The organism is Clostridium sp. E02 (assembly GCF_003833015.1).
Classification (GTDB): Bacteria; Bacillota; Clostridia; order Lachnospirales; family Lachnospiraceae; genus Lacrimispora.
Map to the genome: position 1 here is coordinate 48228 of NZ_RJLQ01000011.1, position 16514 is coordinate 64741.

The window sequence follows — 16514 nt, forward strand, 5'->3', positions numbered from 1 at the left end:
GGAAGGTGTTACAGCGAGAAAATCTGCTGGAACACCTTTTTGAATGCAAAGGAGAGAACTGAATGGTAGATATGACAATCACAATGCCAGTTATTGCCTTAAGAGGTATGACTGTTCTACCCAAAATGATGCTTCATTTTGATATTAGCCGATCAAAATCGGTTGCAGCCGTAGAAAAAGCAATGGTAGAAGACCAGAAGGTGTTTTTGATTACCCAGAGAAATCCAGAAGAGGCAGACCCCTTGCTGGAGGATTTATATGAACTTGGAACCATATCTGTCATTAAGCAACTAGTTAAACTACCGAACAATGTGATTCGTGTAATGGTAGAGGGGCTGGAACGGGCAGAATTGATTCATTTAAGCGAGATCAACTCCATGCTTGTGGGAGAGATTGAAACCACCCACGTTCCAGAGGAGATATTAGAGCCTGTTGCGATTCAGGCTATGACAGAGATTGTGAAAGAAAAGCTAGAAGAATATGGAAAAGAAAATCAACGGCTTGCAAAAGATGTGATCCCAGGTCTTTTGCTATTTACTGACCTGGGGGAACTGCTTGACCAGACAGCGGTGCAGTTGTCTTGGGATTATAGAATCCGCCAGCAGGTATTAGAAAGCTTTATGTTGGAAGAACGGTATGAACTGGTCATGAAACATCTTTTGACAGAAATCGAAGTCACAAGAGTGAAACGTAGCCTGCAGTCTCATGTGAAAGAACGAATTGATAAAAATCAAAGAGATTACATTTTAAGAGAACAGCTAAAGGTAATACGGGAGGAACTGGGTGAGGATAATCCTCTTTCCGATGCGGAGGATTATTTGCGTAGGCTAAATTCTTTAAAAGCAGAGAAAGAAATTAAGGATAAAATTCAAAAAGAAATTGAACGGTTCAAAGGAATGCCTGGTGGGAGTCAGGAAGCCAATGTGGTCCGTATGTACTTAGAGACAGTGCTTGATCTTCCCTGGAAGAAATATTCTAGAGATAACAACAATCTTCACCATGCAGAAGAGATTTTAAATGAAGATCACTATGGGCTAGACAAGGTAAAAGAAAGAATCCTTGAATATCTGGCAGTTAGAGTATTGACGAAAAAGGGATCAAGTCCGATCATTTGTCTGGTTGGACCGCCTGGTACTGGAAAAACATCCATAGCCCGGTCTGTTGCAAAAGCACTAAATAAGAAGTATGTTAGGATCAGTCTGGGTGGAATCAGAGATGAAGCAGAGATCCGGGGACATAGAAAGACCTATGTAGGAGCAATGCCTGGAAGAATTGTGGAAGCCATCCGACAGGCAGATGTCTGCAATCCGTTGCTGCTCCTTGATGAGATAGACAAGTCCAGTAAGGATTACAAAGGAGATACAGCTTCCGCACTCCTTGAAGTTTTAGACAGTGAGCAGAATAGTAAATTCCGTGACCACTATATTGAACTACCCATTGATTTATCTCAGGTTCTTTTTATTGCGACGGCCAATACTACCTCCACCATACCAAGACCTCTACTTGACCGTATGGAAGTGATAGAAGTAAATAGCTATACGGAGAATGAAAAATTTCATATTGCAAAGAATTATCTAGTGAGAAAACAAATAGAGAAGAATGGATTATCTGAAAAACAGGTACACATAACGGATCAGGCATTAGAGAAGATGATTCATAATTATACAAGAGAAGCCGGAGTGAGAAACTTAGAACGCCAGATCGGAGCCGTTTTTAGAAAGATGGCGAGAGAAATACTGGAAGATAAAAATCAAGTAATTGAAGTGAATGAAACTGGTTTGGAGAAGTACTTAGGGAAAGAAAAAGTATCCTTCCAACACGTTAATGATGAAGATCAGGTGGGGATTGCAAGAGGACTTGCCTGGACAAGTGTAGGGGGTGACACCCTGCAGATCGAAGTTACAGTGATGCCAGGGAAGGGAACCCTTCAATTGACGGGGCAGATGGGAGACGTAATGAAAGAGTCTGCGAAAACAGCTCTCAGTTATGTAAGATCCATGAGTCAAGAGTATAAGATATCCAATAATTATTTTGAAAAACATGATATCCATATCCACATCCCCGAAGGTGCTGTCCCGAAAGATGGTCCTTCTGCGGGCATCACCATGGCGACTGCTATGTTATCAGCCGTGATCAATCGAAAGGTGTATGCGGATGTTGCCATGACAGGAGAGATTACATTAAGAGGCCGTGTTCTTCCGATTGGAGGATTGAAGGAAAAGATTCTGGCGGCTCGAATGGCTCGGGTAAAAAAAGTTCTGGTACCAGATAAAAACCGTTCGGATGTTGCGGAGTTATCCGATGAGATTACAAAGGGATTAACAATTAAATTCGTAAAGGATATGTCACATGTGATTAGTGAAGCTGTTGGAAAGGATTAGGAAGAAAACCATATGATTATCAAAACCGTAGAATTGGAGACTGTATGCGGCATTACCAGTACACTCCCTTTAAATACAAAACCGGAGTTCGCATTTTCAGGCAAGTCGAATGTGGGGAAATCCTCTCTCATTAATGCATTAATGAACCGGAAATCCTTTGCCAGGACATCTTCCCAACCGGGTAAGACCCAGACAATTAATTTTTACAATATTAATGAGGCACTTTATTATGTCGATCTTCCTGGATATGGATATGCAAAAGTAGCCCAGCAAGTAAAGGCAAAATGGGGGAAGATGATAGAAAACTATCTTCACAATTCTTCTATGCTAAAATGTATATTTTTACTGATAGATATTCGACATGAACCATCTGAAAATGACAGGATCATGTATGAATGGATTGTTTATCAGGGGCTTCAGCCAGTTATCGTTGCGACAAAATTAGACAAAATAAAAAGAAGCCAGGTTCAAAAATCCATAAAGATATTAAGAAATGGCCTTGGAGTTAACAATGATGTGACCGTAATACCCTTCTCGGCAGAAACAAAGCAGGGAAGAGAAGAGATCTGGAATATGATCGAAGATTCTGTAAATAGTCTTGACAGGGAATAAAAATCTTTTTATAATGAACCTATTTATTACATAGAGTTCATTATGGTAGGAAGAGGAGAAAATAGTTATGAAAAAAACATTTAAAAAAGTTGTGTCATCTCTAATGGCAGCTGCTCTTGTGGCAGCTTCCTTGACTGCTTGTGGAAGCGCAAAGGCACCAGCAGAGTCATCTGCGTCTAAGGACACAAACACCGCAGAAGCGGGGGAACAAGCAGGAGATAAAAAGGTTTTAAAAGTTGCTATGGAGTGCAGTTATGCTCCTTATAATTGGACGCAGCCTACCGATGAGAATAAAGCAGTTCCTATCTCTGGGAGTTCGGATTATGCTTATGGCTATGATGTTATGATGGCACAGAAAATTGCAGACGAGCTTGGGTATGAGTTGGAAATCGTAAAATTGGACTGGGATTCTCTTGTTCCGGCGGTACAGTCAGGAAAAGTGGACTGCGTCATTGCAGGACAGTCTGTGACCAAGGAACGGTTAGAGTCTGTTGATTTTACAACCCCTTATTACTATGCAACTATTGTAGCACTTGTAAAAAAAGATGGAAATTTTGCGGCTGCGAAAAGCGTAGAGGATCTAAAGGGTGCTTCCGCTACTTCCCAGATGAATACGATTTGGTATGATTCATGTCTTCCCCAGATTCCAGAAGCGAAGATTCAGCCGGCTCAGGAATCTGCACCAGCGATGCTGGTATCTTTAAGTTCTGGACGTTGTGATGTGGTTGTTACGGATCAACCGACGGGACAAGCTGCGCTGATCGCATATCCTGAATTCAAACTTTTGGATTTTACGGGAACGGACGGAGAATTTAAGGTTTCTGATGAAGATATAAACATTGGCATTTCCTTGAAAAAAGGGAACGACGAGTTAAAAGATAGTATTAACGAAATACTTAGTAAAATGAATAAGGATGATTTTAATAAAATGATGGAAGAAGCGATATCGGTTCAGCCATTGTCAAAATAATCCATAGAGTCGGAACAAATTCAACAGGCACGGAACAAGGATGTTCTTATTTCGTGCCCTTTGTTTTAATATAGCTGCGAAAGAGAGAAGGTAGAACGATGTCTTTACCATTAGATTTTTTCGGAAGAATCTTGTATATACTAAAAAATTATGGGCCATCCCTGTTAGGAGGGGCTGGAAAGACTATGGCGATTGCCATTGTAGGTACGTTGATTGGTTGCATCATCGGTTTTGCGGTTGGAATCGTTCAGACAATTCCGGTTACTCCAAATGATAATCCTGCGAAACGCTTTCTGATTCATATTTTAAAAATTATTTTGAATATTTATGTAGAAGTTTTCAGAGGAACTCCGATGATGGTTCAGGCCATGTTTATTTTTTACGGGTCTTCTGCTTTGCTGGGCATTAATATGTCAAGTACTTTTGCGGCATATTTTATTGTGTCCATTAATACAGGGGCATATATGGCGGAAACGGTGAGAGGTGGAATCCTTTCCATTGATCCAGGTCAGACAGAGGGAGCAAAGGCCATCGGAATGACCCACTACCAGACCATGGTAAATGTTATTATGCCGCAAGCACTTCGTAATATCATGCCACAGATTGGCAATAATCTGATCATTAATATTAAGGATACTTGTGTTTTATCTGTAATTGGCGTGGTAGAATTGTTTTATACCACGAAAGGAGTTGCAGGAGCTTACTACACGTATTTTGAAGCGTTTTCCATTACCATGGTTCTCTATTTTGTCTTGACTTTCACAAGTTCCAGAATCCTTCGTTACTGGGAAAATAGGATGGATGGGCCAGACAGTTATGATTTGGCAACTACTGATACACTGGCATATACCAGTGGAATGGTAAAGTTTCCGGAACCAAAAGAGAAGGAGGGCAAATAAATGGAAGACAACAAAGTTTTGGAGATCAATCATTTAAGCAAGACTTTTGGAACCAATGTGGTACTTCGAGATATTGATTTTTCTGTTAAATCTGGAGATGTTACCTGTATCATTGGTGCTTCTGGTTCCGGTAAATCAACCCTCCTTCGTTGTGTCAATCTATTAGAGACACCCACCAGTGGCGAGATTTTATACCATGAAGAAGATATTACGGACAATAAGATGAATGTACCCGCTTACCGGACAAAAGTTGGTATGGTGTTTCAGAATTTTAATTTGTTTAATAATATGACAGTTCTTGAAAACTGTATGGTTGGTCAGACCAAAGTCTTGAAAAAAGACAAAGAAGAGGCAAGAAAGAAAACGATGATGTTCCTGGAAAAAGTAGGGATGGCGCCCTATATTAATGCGAAACCAAGGCAGTTATCTGGCGGTCAAAAGCAGAGAGTTGCCATAGCCAGAGCACTTGCCATGGAGCCGGAGATCTTACTTTTCGATGAACCAACTTCTGCCCTGGATCCCCAGATGGTAGGAGAGGTATTGTCTGTTATGAGAACGTTAGCAAAAGAAGGACTTACCATGATTATTGTAACCCATGAGATGGCATTTGCAAGAGATGTATCGACTCATGTGGTTTATATGGCAGGTGGTGTAATTGAGGAAGAAGGATCACCAGAACAAATATTTGGTACACCAAAGAAAAGTTCAACTAAAGAATTTTTAAACAGATTTATGCAAGGATAAAAAAAAGCTGATTCAGAGATTAATGACTGAATCAGCTTTTTTTATGAGTCTTCTGCCTGGGAAGAGGGGAGAAAGAGTTTTCGAATCATGATACGAAGATAGGTTTCTAAAACTCGAAGAAAAAGAGTTACGATTATAATCGGAAGGACTATAGTTAGGTAGATCTTTGTTTTCAACCCGAATTTTAGCTTTTTGTGTTTGGCCTTTACTTGCTTCAAAATAAGCTCCTTTCTCTCATGAACCACTCATCAAAGATTTCATAGCAAATGCATAGATTTCCTGGCTTTTGGTTTTCCAATGGTCACACATAATTTCTGCCTGATCCTTGTCTGGAACAGATAATTCTAGATTTATCAAGCAGTTTTTTCCTTCCCTTACTTCGCAGTGCACGATGTATTCCTGACTGGTTGATTTATAAAAATCGGCTGTAACGCCCACTTCATTACGAAGTCGGAATTTATTTTCTTTTAGATATTCATCCATATCACCTATGATGGCTGGTGAAATCTTGTTACCGAAAAAGGAAAGGGTCTCTTCCCCTTCCCTGGTAATTTCATACCGACTGCTATTATGGTTTGTTTCCACATAAAGAAGCTTTGCTTCTAATAGTTCACTTAATGCTTGATTCAACGTAAAATATGTGGTGTATTCATGCTCAAGAAAAAAATTCGACAATTGCGCACTTGTCAGGGGAAAATTCACCTGCTTGAGCATGTATAAAATCATAAGCTTATACAATGTCATGGGTTCTGACAGCATAGGACACCCTCCATCTTTTTATTGCTAGATCCGATCTTTGACCGCCTTGCTTACAACATCAGCAACCCGAGGATCGAATGCCTCTGGAAGGATATTGTTTTCATTTAATTCAGAAGGTTCTACAAGATCAGCAATGGCAGTTGCGGCGGCTAGCTTCATCTCTTCCGTAATGGAGGAGGCTCTTCCCTCCAGTGCTCCTTTAAAGATGCCTGGGAACACTACAACGTTATTTACCTGATTTGGGAAATCCGATCTTCCGGTACCCACGACTTTTGCCCCAGCCGCTTTTGCAAGATCCGGCATGATTTCAGGGGTCGGATTCGCCATAGCAAATAGAATGGAGTCAGGGTTCATAGATTTCACCATACCCTCTGTGACGATTCCTGGAGCAGAAACTCCAATAAACACATCGGAGCCTTTCATGGCATCAGTAAGACCTCCCTTTTTATTCTCTAAATTCGTTTTTTCCATCATTCGTTCCTGCATCCAGTTTAATCCAACCATGCCGTTAAAAAGAATTCCGTCACGGTCACACAGGATAATATGTTGAAACCCGTATGATAATAAAAGTCTGGCAATTGCAATTCCAGCAGAACCGGCTCCATTTATTACAACCTTACATTCCTCTTTTTTCTTTTTGGTTATTTTGAGGGCATTGATCACTCCGGCTAAAACAACAATAGCAGTTCCATGCTGGTCATCGTGGAAGACAGGAATGGGCAGTAGTTTTTTCAACCGTTCTTCGATTTCAAAGCAACGGGGAGCAGATATATCTTCTAGATTAATTCCTCCAAAAGCAGGAGCAATGTGAACGATTGTTTTTATGATCTCTTCCGTATCCTGAGTATCCAGACAGATTGGGATGGCATTGATCCCTCCAAATTCTTTAAACAGCACGGCCTTGCCTTCCATGACTGGCATGGCTGCGAGAGGACCGATATTACCAAGACCCAAAACAGCACTTCCGTCAGAAACGACAGCGATGGTATTGGACTTTATCGTGTATTGATAGGCAGCCTCTGGATTCTCATGAATCACTTTACAAGGTTCCGCTACACCAGGAGTATAAGCAAGAGCAAGATCCTCTCTGCTGTTAACCTTTGCTTTTGAAGTGATCTCAAGCTTTCCGCCCCATTTTTCATGCAGCAATAGTGCTTTTTCATTGGTTGTCATAGTCAGTTTGTCCTTTTTTAAATAGTTTTATATTATCATACCAATTTTAGGGTTTTAAATCAATAGAAAATATGTTAGAATATAGAGTAATTCAAAAGAAGCAGACAAAAAAGTGAATAAAATTAAGATACAGGTGGTACTATGAGAGAACGAATCAACAGGCTAGCAAAGGGCATCATTGATTCTGATATTCCAAAGATTAAAGTCACCCCATCGGAAATAGATGAAGTGGTGCGGTCCGGCGGAGCCACGAGGCGGGAGCTTGTCGTTACCAGTGAGAATAATTTACATATCAAAGGACTTGCTTATTCCTCAAACTTCCGTATCAGACTTGTAAGTGCTGCATTTGGCGGTACCTATAACCATCTGGTCTATGAGATAAACAGTAGTTTTATGGATGATGGGGATATGATTAAGGGATCTTTTTATCTGGTTACCAATGGTGGAGAGAGAGAAGTCCCTTATTCTTTTCGTGTGGAATTTGGTACTTCTGGGAAAACATTAAGCAATTTAGAAACAGCGGAAGATTTTGCGGATATCGCTAAAAAGGATATGGATACAGCACTCCGTTTGTTTGAATACCGTGATTTCGTTACGGCTCCTTTTATGAAAGAACTTCATGTAAGAGCAATCTATGATGGTTTAAAAGCAAGACCAGACCGGAGAAAAGAACTAGAAGAGTTTTTGACCGCATTGAAAGTAAAAGAGCCAGTCTCATTGTCCGTAGATTCAACGGAACGAAGAGTCGGGGAACTAGAGGAAATTTGTACAGACTATATTTTAATGAATCGAACCAGTTGGGGTTATGTGAATCTGGAAGTAACGACAGACTGTGATTTCATAGAGTTACCAAAAAAACAGATCGGTGAACAGGATTTTCACGAGGATGTTTGTAATCTGCCATTTCTAATTCATCCGGAGCGCATGCATCAGGGAGAGAATTATGGGAGAATACAAATCAGTGGCATGGAGGACCTTTTTTTAATTCCTGTTACAGCAGTTCGTAATCCTGGAGGAGGAATATCGGCTGAGAATGCCTTTGCGAAAGAGGCATTCGGCCATTTTCTACGGCTTCGTCTTTTAAAAGAATCAAATCAGACGGATGAGATGAAACGAAATAAAGAGATGGAGCAAGCGCTAGACGAGATTGAACTAATGAAGGGAGAAAGCAGTCTCCTAAAACTACTGCGTGCAGAGTTACGGTTATTTGAAGGAAGCCCTTCGGAGGCAGCCTTATTTCTAGATGAATGCAGAGATGAGATTTTAAAGGATCGTCAAGAGAAAAAGGAGATTTACTGCTATTATCAGTATTTGCGGTTGGAAGTTCAGCCAGATGAATATCAGAAACAGTCTCTGATTCGTCTTATGAAAAAATATTTGGAAGAAGATTCCGTGCTTTATTGGTTGCTTTTGCTGCTTATGAAAATAGATCGCAGGCTTTTTGACCATATGCCTACGCTGTTTGCAATTTTAAGAAGACAATACGAAGCGGGAGTTAGAAGTCCGTTTTTTTATGTTTGGGGCTTAAGGGCTCTTCATGAAGCACCAGAGTTGATTCGAACCATAGGTCCCATGGAGCTTCAGATGTTTTATTTTGGGGCAAAGAATGGACTGATTGAGAAGAATCTGGTTTCTGTGATTTGTAAGCTCACCTTAACGGCCAAGCATTTTAACCGGCTACATTACCGCATGCTTGTAAAACTATATCAAAAATATCAAGATAAGGAAGTTCTAGAAGGGATTTGTGCTCTTCTTATCAAAGGAGAATGCCAGATGTCAGAGGCTTTTTCCTGGTATGAGAAAGGGATTAAAGCTGGAATCAGTCTGACCAGACTGTACGAGTATTATCTCTATGCATTGCCTAGAAATTACTGTTATCTTTTGCCAAGGGAAGTGCTTCTTTACTTTTCCTACGGGGGCAATGAACTGGATACATATAGCAGAAGCGTATTGTATAAGAATGTTTTAGTTTACTTAGAGCCAGGAGATCCGTTGTATCAGGCCTATGAAAGAACCATTGAAAAATTTGCCACCGAGCAATTGTTTGAATCGAGAATCAATAACCTTTTGGCGGCAATTTATGAAAGAATGGTTTTTAAGGATGTGATTGATCTGCCTATGGCGAAGGTTCTTCCCTCTATTCTGCGTTCCTATCGGGTGGATTGCAGCAATAAGAAGATGAAATATGTTATCGTCTGCTATGAAGAACTGATAGAGGAAGATGCCTTTCTTCTTCTAGACGGAGTTGCCTATGTACCTTTGTTTTCGGAACATAGTATCTTACTGTTTCAGGATGCATTCGGGAATCGATATGGTAATGTCCCCTATAAGAAAGAGCGGGTACTGAATCAGCCAGAATTGGAAGAACGATGTTTTGAACTGTATCCGGAACACTCGATGCTTCGACTGCGTGCATGTGAAAAAGTTATTTCCCAGGGTGTCACTCAAGAGGAAGAAGTGAAAATTCTTGAAAGGACTCTAAAAGACCCTAAACTTAGACCTTTCTATCAAAGGCTTTTGTTGTCCAGAGTCATTGAATATTATAAAATAAATACGGTTTCCTTAAAAGAGAACAGTGAGGGTGTAGAATATTTGTTGGAACTTGATAAAAAAGTTCTTTCAAAACAAGAACGAATAGGAGTTTGTGAAATTTTAATTCGAAACGACTATATGGAAGAAGCTCTGGAAATGATCCGGGAATTTGGTCAGGAAGGGGTTTCGGATGAAAGCCTTTATAAGCTGTGTTTTAAAATGATCCGGGAGAAACTGTTCGAAGAAGATACTCTTTTACTTCATCTTGTCTATCGCCTTTTTCTGCAGGACAGACACGACTGCGCATTTATAGATTATCTTTGTGAATATTATAATGGACTTAGTGATCAGATGTACATAATTTTACGCAAGGCAATATCGGATCACGTAGAAACCTACGATCTGGAAGAACGCTTAACTGCTCAGATGATGTTTTCAGGATCGATGGAGAAACTAGATCAGGTATTTCAACGGTATCGCAGCCGCAAAAAGGCAAGTGATACGATCGTGAAAGCTTATTTTGCCATTAAGTGTACCGAATACTTTATGGAAGAAAAAGAGCCAGAGGAGAAAACCTTTGATTATCTGGAGCAAGTTATTCAAAACTCTTCTCAAATTGGACGTCTTCCAACGATCTATCTTCTTGCGCTCACCAGGTATTATTCCATGCTTGCGGATCTTAAGGAAGAACAGAAGATATTGTGTCAGAATATGATCCGTTTGTTGCTGGAAGAAGATTTACGGTTTCCGTATTTTAAAGTATTTTTAAAATATTTTCCCATGCCGGAAGACATTATGGATAAAGCTTTGATTGAATATAGTTCCAGCAAAGATTCCAAAATAGAACTTGAGATACGGATTCTGCCCGACGAAGAAACATTTCACCAGGAAGACATGCCCCGGATGTATCAGGGAGTATTTGTCAGACAGCAGATTTTATTTGAAGGTGAGATCATGGAATACCGGGTAAAGGAATGGATCGATGAAAAATGGATTGTCAAAAAATCTGACAGTGTAAGCTGTGATGTGGGAGAGATAAAAAAAGGATTTGACAGCAGGTATGCATGCCTAAATGATATGAGTCTTGCCCTAAATATAAAGGATGAGACGGGGCTTAAATTACGAATGCAGGAGTATATGAAAAAAAATGCTGTTGCAGATGAATTATTTCCACGAATGTAAGATAAGGGGGCTATCGATGGACGGACTGATAATAGGGCTTGATCTATGTGATGCCTATACTCATATATGCTGCTATGACAGGGAAAAAACCTGGAACATTCCAACGGCAATCTGCCGAAAAAAAGATGAGGATGCATGGTATGTAGGAGAAGAGGCTTATGCCTATACCCTGGTAGGGGAAGGAATTATTGTAGATAAGTTGATAAAGATGGTCAAAAAAGATGGAACTGCCACTCTTGGTGGAATCAAATACGAAGGCCTTGAACTGTTAAAGATTTACTTGAAAATGATATTAAAACTTCCAATGGAAGAGTTCTTTAGTCAGGAAGTGAAACAACTGGTCGTAACCATGCAAAAAGTAGATACAAAGATTATGGATGCATTGATGTATTGTGCAGATTTTCTTGGAATATCAAGGGAACGGGTTCACGTCATCAGCCATACAGAAGGATTTGTATATTATGTGTTAAGCCAGAAAAAAGAGGTATGGGCCAATCAGGTAAGTGTGTTTGATTTATCAGAGGACTCATTTCATTATCATGAAATGAAAGTACAAAGAGGGTTAAGAAAGACGATGGTCATTGCAGAAGATAAGGCTTTGGAAGAGAGCTTTAATTTAGACATACTAAAAACTGCATCTGGTGAAAAGTTAGGGGATAAGATATTAAAATCCTGTGGGGAACGGTTGTGTTTAAACAAGTTGTTTTCTTCTGTGTTTTTAACTGGTAAGGGATTTTCCAACCATGAGTGGGCAAAGGATTCCATGAAGTTTCTCTGCTCCAAAAGAAAGGTTTATATAGAACAGGTTTTATTTGCGAGAGGTGCTGCTTATCGAGGAATGGACTATCTAAGGGAAAAGACCGCTTATCCCTACACCTTTATCTGCAAGGGACGGTTACACTCTACGGTATCCATGCGGGTACTTCATAAGGAACGGGAGAGTGAACTTTTAGTAGTATCTGCGGGAGATAACTGGTATGAAGCAAAAAGCAGTGTAGATTTAATTGTGGACAACCAGGATTATGTAGAATTTGTGGTAACTCCGATCGATCCAAAGAAAAAACGTTTGGTAAAAATTCAACTGGAGAAATTTCCTGAGAGACCTCCAAGAACTACGAAAATTGGAATCAGTTTTGGGTTTTTAGACGAAAATACGATGGCAGTAGTGGTAAAAGATAAGGGATTTGGTGAACTGTTTCCGGCTACGGATATGGTGATCAAACAAGAGGTTATGTTATGAGTCTAATTCTCTGCCGGCAAGAACCGGTGAACCATCCATTTTATTTTGAAGAACTGGGAGTACGGATTTTTTCTTCTCAGGAATTATGTTACGTGATCTATCACAATCCCCTTTTGGTTCGAAACCAGTTTGTGAATCAGCGTCTGATTGATTTCATCCAGGCTGACTTAGATATGACACACCTTGCAGCAAAACTAGTGAATATGCAGCAAAGTGAAGAAGAGGATGAGGAGCTCCTTGTTACGATTCTTCAAGAGTGTGATTATTATCGTGGAACAGAGATCAATCAGTTTCGCCAAAAGCTGGTGTCATATAAGCATATGACAGAGGCAAACTATTTGAAGGAAAAAGGGGATTTTTTATTCGAAGGCAGACAATATGGGAAAGCGGTATATGAATATCAAAAGATATTAGAACTTAAAAAGGGAAATCATGGAGAAGCTGCTTTTATGGCTAAAGTCTACAATAATCTTGGGGCTTGCTATGGCAGATTGTTTATGATGGAAAAAGCATATCGTTCTTTTATTAAATCCTTTGAACTTGTTAAAAACCAAGAAGTATTGAAACGAATCTATCATCTGCTTCAATGGAGTCCTTCTCTTAAACCAAAGGACTGTGTGACTTCTTTAATGACGGAAGCGCTAAAGCAGGAATGTGAAATAGAGAGGGAAAAGGCAGAAGGGATGGCTCAAAAGGCAGAAAGTCTAAAAAAACTAGACGAACTGTTTCAAAAAGACTCCATCCGACGTTTGGAAGGGGCAGGAGAACTGATTCAGAAATGGAAACAAGAATATCGTAATATAATGTCTTGACAAAACAAACAAAAGCCACTATCATTACTAAGTATAAGAAAAAGGTAGAGATGAAGAGGAGTACGTTTATAGCCCTGAAAGAGAAAATCGTCCAATGGCTGAAAGGCGATTAAGGTAGTTATAGGTGGAAGGTAGCTTCGGAACTGGGAAACTGAATGAGTAGTAAGTTTTCACGCCTGGCAGCGTTAAAAGCCCCAAGAGATATGACAGCAGCTGTCATTGAAAAAAGGTGGTACCGCGTTAATTCGCCCTTTGCATCCCAGGATGCAGGGGGCTTTTTTTATCTCGTGCAGGATTCACATGCTGCTAGCCCTCTGCCAAAAACCATATATAATTACCCAATAAAGGAGATAAATATGAAAGAGTTAGAAAAGACTTATGATCCTTCCGGGATCGAAGGAAAACTTTATCAAAAGTGGTTGGATAAAAAATATTTCCATGCAAAACCAAATCCTGATAAAAAGCCATTTACCATTATTATGCCTCCCCCTAATATAACAGGACATCTTCACATGGGACATGCCCTTGATAATACGATGCAGGATATTTTGGTGCGTTACAAGAGAATGCAAGGATTTGAAACCCTGTGGCAGCCTGGTACGGATCATGCAGCCATAGCAACGGAAGTGAAAGTGGTCGATAGTTTAAAGAAGCTTGGAATAGACAAAGAAGAGTTAGGCAGGGATGGCTTCTTGGAAAAATGCTGGGATTGGAAGAAAGAGTATGGAGGCAAAATTGTAAACCAGTTGCACCGAATCGGTTCTTCTGCGGATTGGGATAGAGAACGTTTCACCATGGATGAGGGCTGTTCAAAGGCGGTTCAGGAAGTGTTTATAAAGCTCTATGAAAAAGGATATATTTACAAAGGATCCCGGATCGTCAACTGGTGTCCGGTATGCCAGACTTCGATTTCAGATGCAGAAGTTGATCATGAAGATCAAAATGGATTTTTCTGGCATATTAAATATCCCATTGCAGGGGAAGATGGCAGATATGTAGAGATCGCAACCACCAGACCAGAGACTCTGCTTGGAGATACGGCAGTTGCAGTTAATCCGGAAGATATGCGTTACAAAGACTTGATCGGGAAAAGTCTGAAACTTCCACTGACAGATCGGGAGATTCCTGTAATTGCAGATTCTTATGTAGATAAAGAATTTGGAACCGGATGTGTAAAAATTACCCCTGCCCATGACCCAAATGACTTTGAGGTAGGAAAAAGACACAATCTGGAAGAACTCATTATTATGAACGATGATGCTACAATCTGTTTACCTGGCAGCAAATATCATGGAATGGATCGCTACGAAGCAAGAAAAGCGATGGTTAAGGATTTAGATGACTTAGGGCTTTTGGTTAAAGTAGTTCCTCATGACCATGCGGTTGGAATCCATGATCGCTGTAAAACTACGGTAGAGCCTATGGTAAAGCAGCAGTGGTTTGTAAAGATGGAAGAGATGGCGAAACCTGCCATTGAAGCATTAAAAAGCGGGGAATTAAAATTTATACCAGAACGTTTTGATAAAATTTATCTTCACTGGTTAGAGAACATTCGTGACTGGTGTATTTCCAGACAGTTGTGGTGGGGACACCGTATTCCGGCTTATTATTGCAAGGATTGTCATGAAATTATTGTATCAAAAGACACTCCGGATGTATGCCCGCATTGCAAAGGGACAACGATTGAACAAGATGAAGACACCCTTGATACTTGGTTCTCATCTGCACTCTGGCCTTTCTCAACATTAGGGTGGCCGGAAGAAACAGAAGATTATAATTACTTCTATCCTACGGATGTTTTAGTGACTGGATATGATATTATATTTTTCTGGGTAATTCGAATGGTATTTTCTGGAATTGAACAGACTGGGAAGCTTCCGTTTCATACGGCACTAATACACGGACTTGTTCGAGATTCCGAAGGAAGAAAAATGAGTAAATCACTTGGAAATGGAATTGACCCATTGGAAGTAATTGATAAATACGGTGCAGATGCACTCCGGATGACACTAATTACAGGGAACGCACCAGGCAATGATATGCGCTTTTATTGGGAACGGGTGGAAGCTAGCAGGAATTTTGCCAATAAAGTTTGGAATGCGTCTCGTTTTATCATGATGAATATTGAAAAAGTACCAGAAGCTATGGTAGAACTATCTGAACTTACCATTGCGGACCGGTGGATCCTTTCAAAGGGAAATCATTTAATAAAAGAAGTGACAGAAAACTTAGATAAGTATGAGCTTGGAATTGCATTGCAGAAGATCTATGACTTTATATGGGAAGAATTCTGTGACTGGTATATTGAGATGGTGAAACCAAGACTTTGGAACGAAGAAGATGTCACGAGAGCGGCGGCTATTTGGACCTTAAAGACAGTTCTGATTCAATCATTAAAATTACTTCACCCTTACATGCCGTTTTTAACAGAGGAAATCTTCTGCAATCTGCAGGATGAAGAAGAATCCATTATGATTTCTAATTGGCCCCAATACCGGGAAGATTGGAATTTTGAATCAGAGGAATCCGCGGTGGAGACCATTAAAGAAGCGGTAAGGGGAATTCGGAATGTCCGTACTTCCATGAATGTACCTCCAAGCAAAAAGGCCAAGGTCTATGTGGTCTCTGAAAATCAGGATATACTTTCTGTTTTTGAAAGAAGTAAGGTATTCTTTTCTATGTTGGGTTATGCAAGTGATGTTTATTTACAGAGCGATAAAAGTGGAATATCAGACGATGCAGTTTCGGCTGTCATCCATCAGGCTGTGATTTATATGCCATTTGCTGAACTGGTTGATATCGAAAAGGAGATGGAACGTCTAAAAAAAGAAGAAGAACGTCTGGAAAAAGAACTTTTAAGAGTTAGAGGGATGTTAACCAATGAAAAGTTTGTAAGCAAAGCACCTCAGTCTAAAATTGAGGAAGAGAAAGAAAAGCTTGAGAAGTATACTCAGATGATGGAACAAGTAAAGGAACGATTAAACCAGCTTTCTTAAGTGAATGGGTTGGATCATCGACAATTTAAATGGAACAGAAAAAACAGTCGAACACGGTAAAAATCCGTGTTTGGCTGTTTTTTGCTATTAACTGGGTGGGGGAAGCTCTCTTTTTTTTTGTTTCTTTTTTTTACCTTAAAATAAAATGGAAAAATGAGTAGATAAAGCCTGATCTTTCATGTCGAAATCTGACATAGCAGGATGGAAAAAGACG

12 protein-coding genes and 1 other annotated feature are annotated in these 16514 nt (G+C 40.0%); of the genes, 9 read left to right on the forward strand and 3 right to left on the reverse strand.

What is annotated here, in order from left to right:
* Nucleotides 1–62: 62 nt before the first annotated feature.
* The 5 genes from lon (at nt 63) to EFT72_RS09785 (ending at nt 5606) form a co-directional block, all read left to right on the forward strand.
* Entirely contained in the window at nt 63–2381 is a 2319-nt protein-coding gene (gene lon, locus EFT72_RS09765) for an endopeptidase La (RefSeq protein ID WP_124066737.1), read from the forward strand.
* Between the two features lie 12 nt (nt 2382–2393).
* Complete coding sequence (gene yihA / locus EFT72_RS09770; protein WP_124066738.1) at nt 2394–2993, forward strand: ribosome biogenesis GTP-binding protein YihA/YsxC; 600 nt, start codon at nt 2394–2396, stop codon at nt 2991–2993.
* Between the two features lie 67 nt (nt 2994–3060).
* Nucleotides 3061–3963 carry a transporter substrate-binding domain-containing protein gene (locus EFT72_RS09775; RefSeq protein WP_124066739.1) on the forward strand — a complete coding sequence of 301 codons (903 nt, stop codon included), beginning with the start codon at nt 3061–3063 and terminating at the stop codon, nt 3961–3963.
* A gap of 98 nt (nt 3964–4061) precedes the next feature.
* Nucleotides 4062–4862 carry an amino acid ABC transporter permease gene (locus EFT72_RS09780; RefSeq protein ID WP_124066740.1) on the forward strand — a complete coding sequence of 267 codons (801 nt, stop codon included), beginning with the start codon at nt 4062–4064 and terminating at the stop codon, nt 4860–4862.
* Complete coding sequence (locus tag EFT72_RS09785; RefSeq protein ID WP_124066741.1) at nt 4863–5606, forward strand: amino acid ABC transporter ATP-binding protein; 744 nt, start codon at nt 4863–4865, stop codon at nt 5604–5606.
* 41 nt (nt 5607–5647) lie between these two features.
* Here the strand turns inward: EFT72_RS09785 and EFT72_RS19265 are convergent, their stop codons facing one another.
* From EFT72_RS19265 to EFT72_RS09795, 3 genes are read right to left on the reverse strand one after another with little or no spacing between them, the layout of a single operon-like run.
* A complete protein-coding gene (locus EFT72_RS19265; RefSeq protein WP_164473128.1) occupies nt 5648–5824 on the reverse strand; it encodes a hypothetical protein in 177 nt (58 codons plus the stop codon).
* Nucleotides 5825–5840: 16 nt separating this feature from the next.
* Nucleotides 5841–6365, reverse strand: a complete 525-nt coding sequence (locus EFT72_RS09790; RefSeq protein WP_124066742.1) for a DUF4364 family protein — start codon at nt 6363–6365, stop codon at nt 5841–5843.
* A 24-nt stretch (nt 6366–6389) separates the two neighbouring features.
* Nucleotides 6390–7538 (reverse strand): NADP-dependent malic enzyme, encoded by a 1149-nt coding sequence (locus tag EFT72_RS09795; protein ID WP_124066743.1) that lies wholly within the window; start codon nt 7536–7538, stop codon nt 6390–6392.
* A gap of 141 nt (nt 7539–7679) precedes the next feature.
* Here EFT72_RS09795 and EFT72_RS09800 point away from each other — a divergent pair, with 141 nt between their 5' ends.
* The 4 genes from EFT72_RS09800 (at nt 7680) to EFT72_RS09815 (ending at nt 16300) form a co-directional block, all read left to right on the forward strand.
* Nucleotides 7680–11252, forward strand: coding sequence for a DUF5717 family protein (locus EFT72_RS09800; RefSeq protein WP_124066744.1), 3573 nt, complete (start codon nt 7680–7682; stop codon nt 11250–11252).
* 16 nt (nt 11253–11268) lie between these two features.
* Nucleotides 11269–12492 (forward strand): DUF5716 family protein, encoded by a 1224-nt coding sequence (locus EFT72_RS09805; RefSeq protein WP_124066745.1) that lies wholly within the window; start codon nt 11269–11271, stop codon nt 12490–12492.
* Nucleotides 12489–13304 (forward strand): hypothetical protein, encoded by an 816-nt coding sequence (locus EFT72_RS09810; RefSeq protein WP_124066746.1) that lies wholly within the window; start codon nt 12489–12491, stop codon nt 13302–13304. Before EFT72_RS09805 ends, EFT72_RS09810 begins: the two co-directional genes overlap by 4 nt.
* 38 nt (nt 13305–13342) lie before the next feature.
* Nucleotides 13343–13560, forward strand: a binding site (T-box leader).
* A 100-nt stretch (nt 13561–13660) separates the two neighbouring features.
* Nucleotides 13661–16300 (forward strand): valine--tRNA ligase, encoded by a 2640-nt coding sequence (locus EFT72_RS09815; RefSeq protein ID WP_124066747.1) that lies wholly within the window; start codon nt 13661–13663, stop codon nt 16298–16300.
* Nucleotides 16301–16514 lie beyond the last annotated feature (214 nt).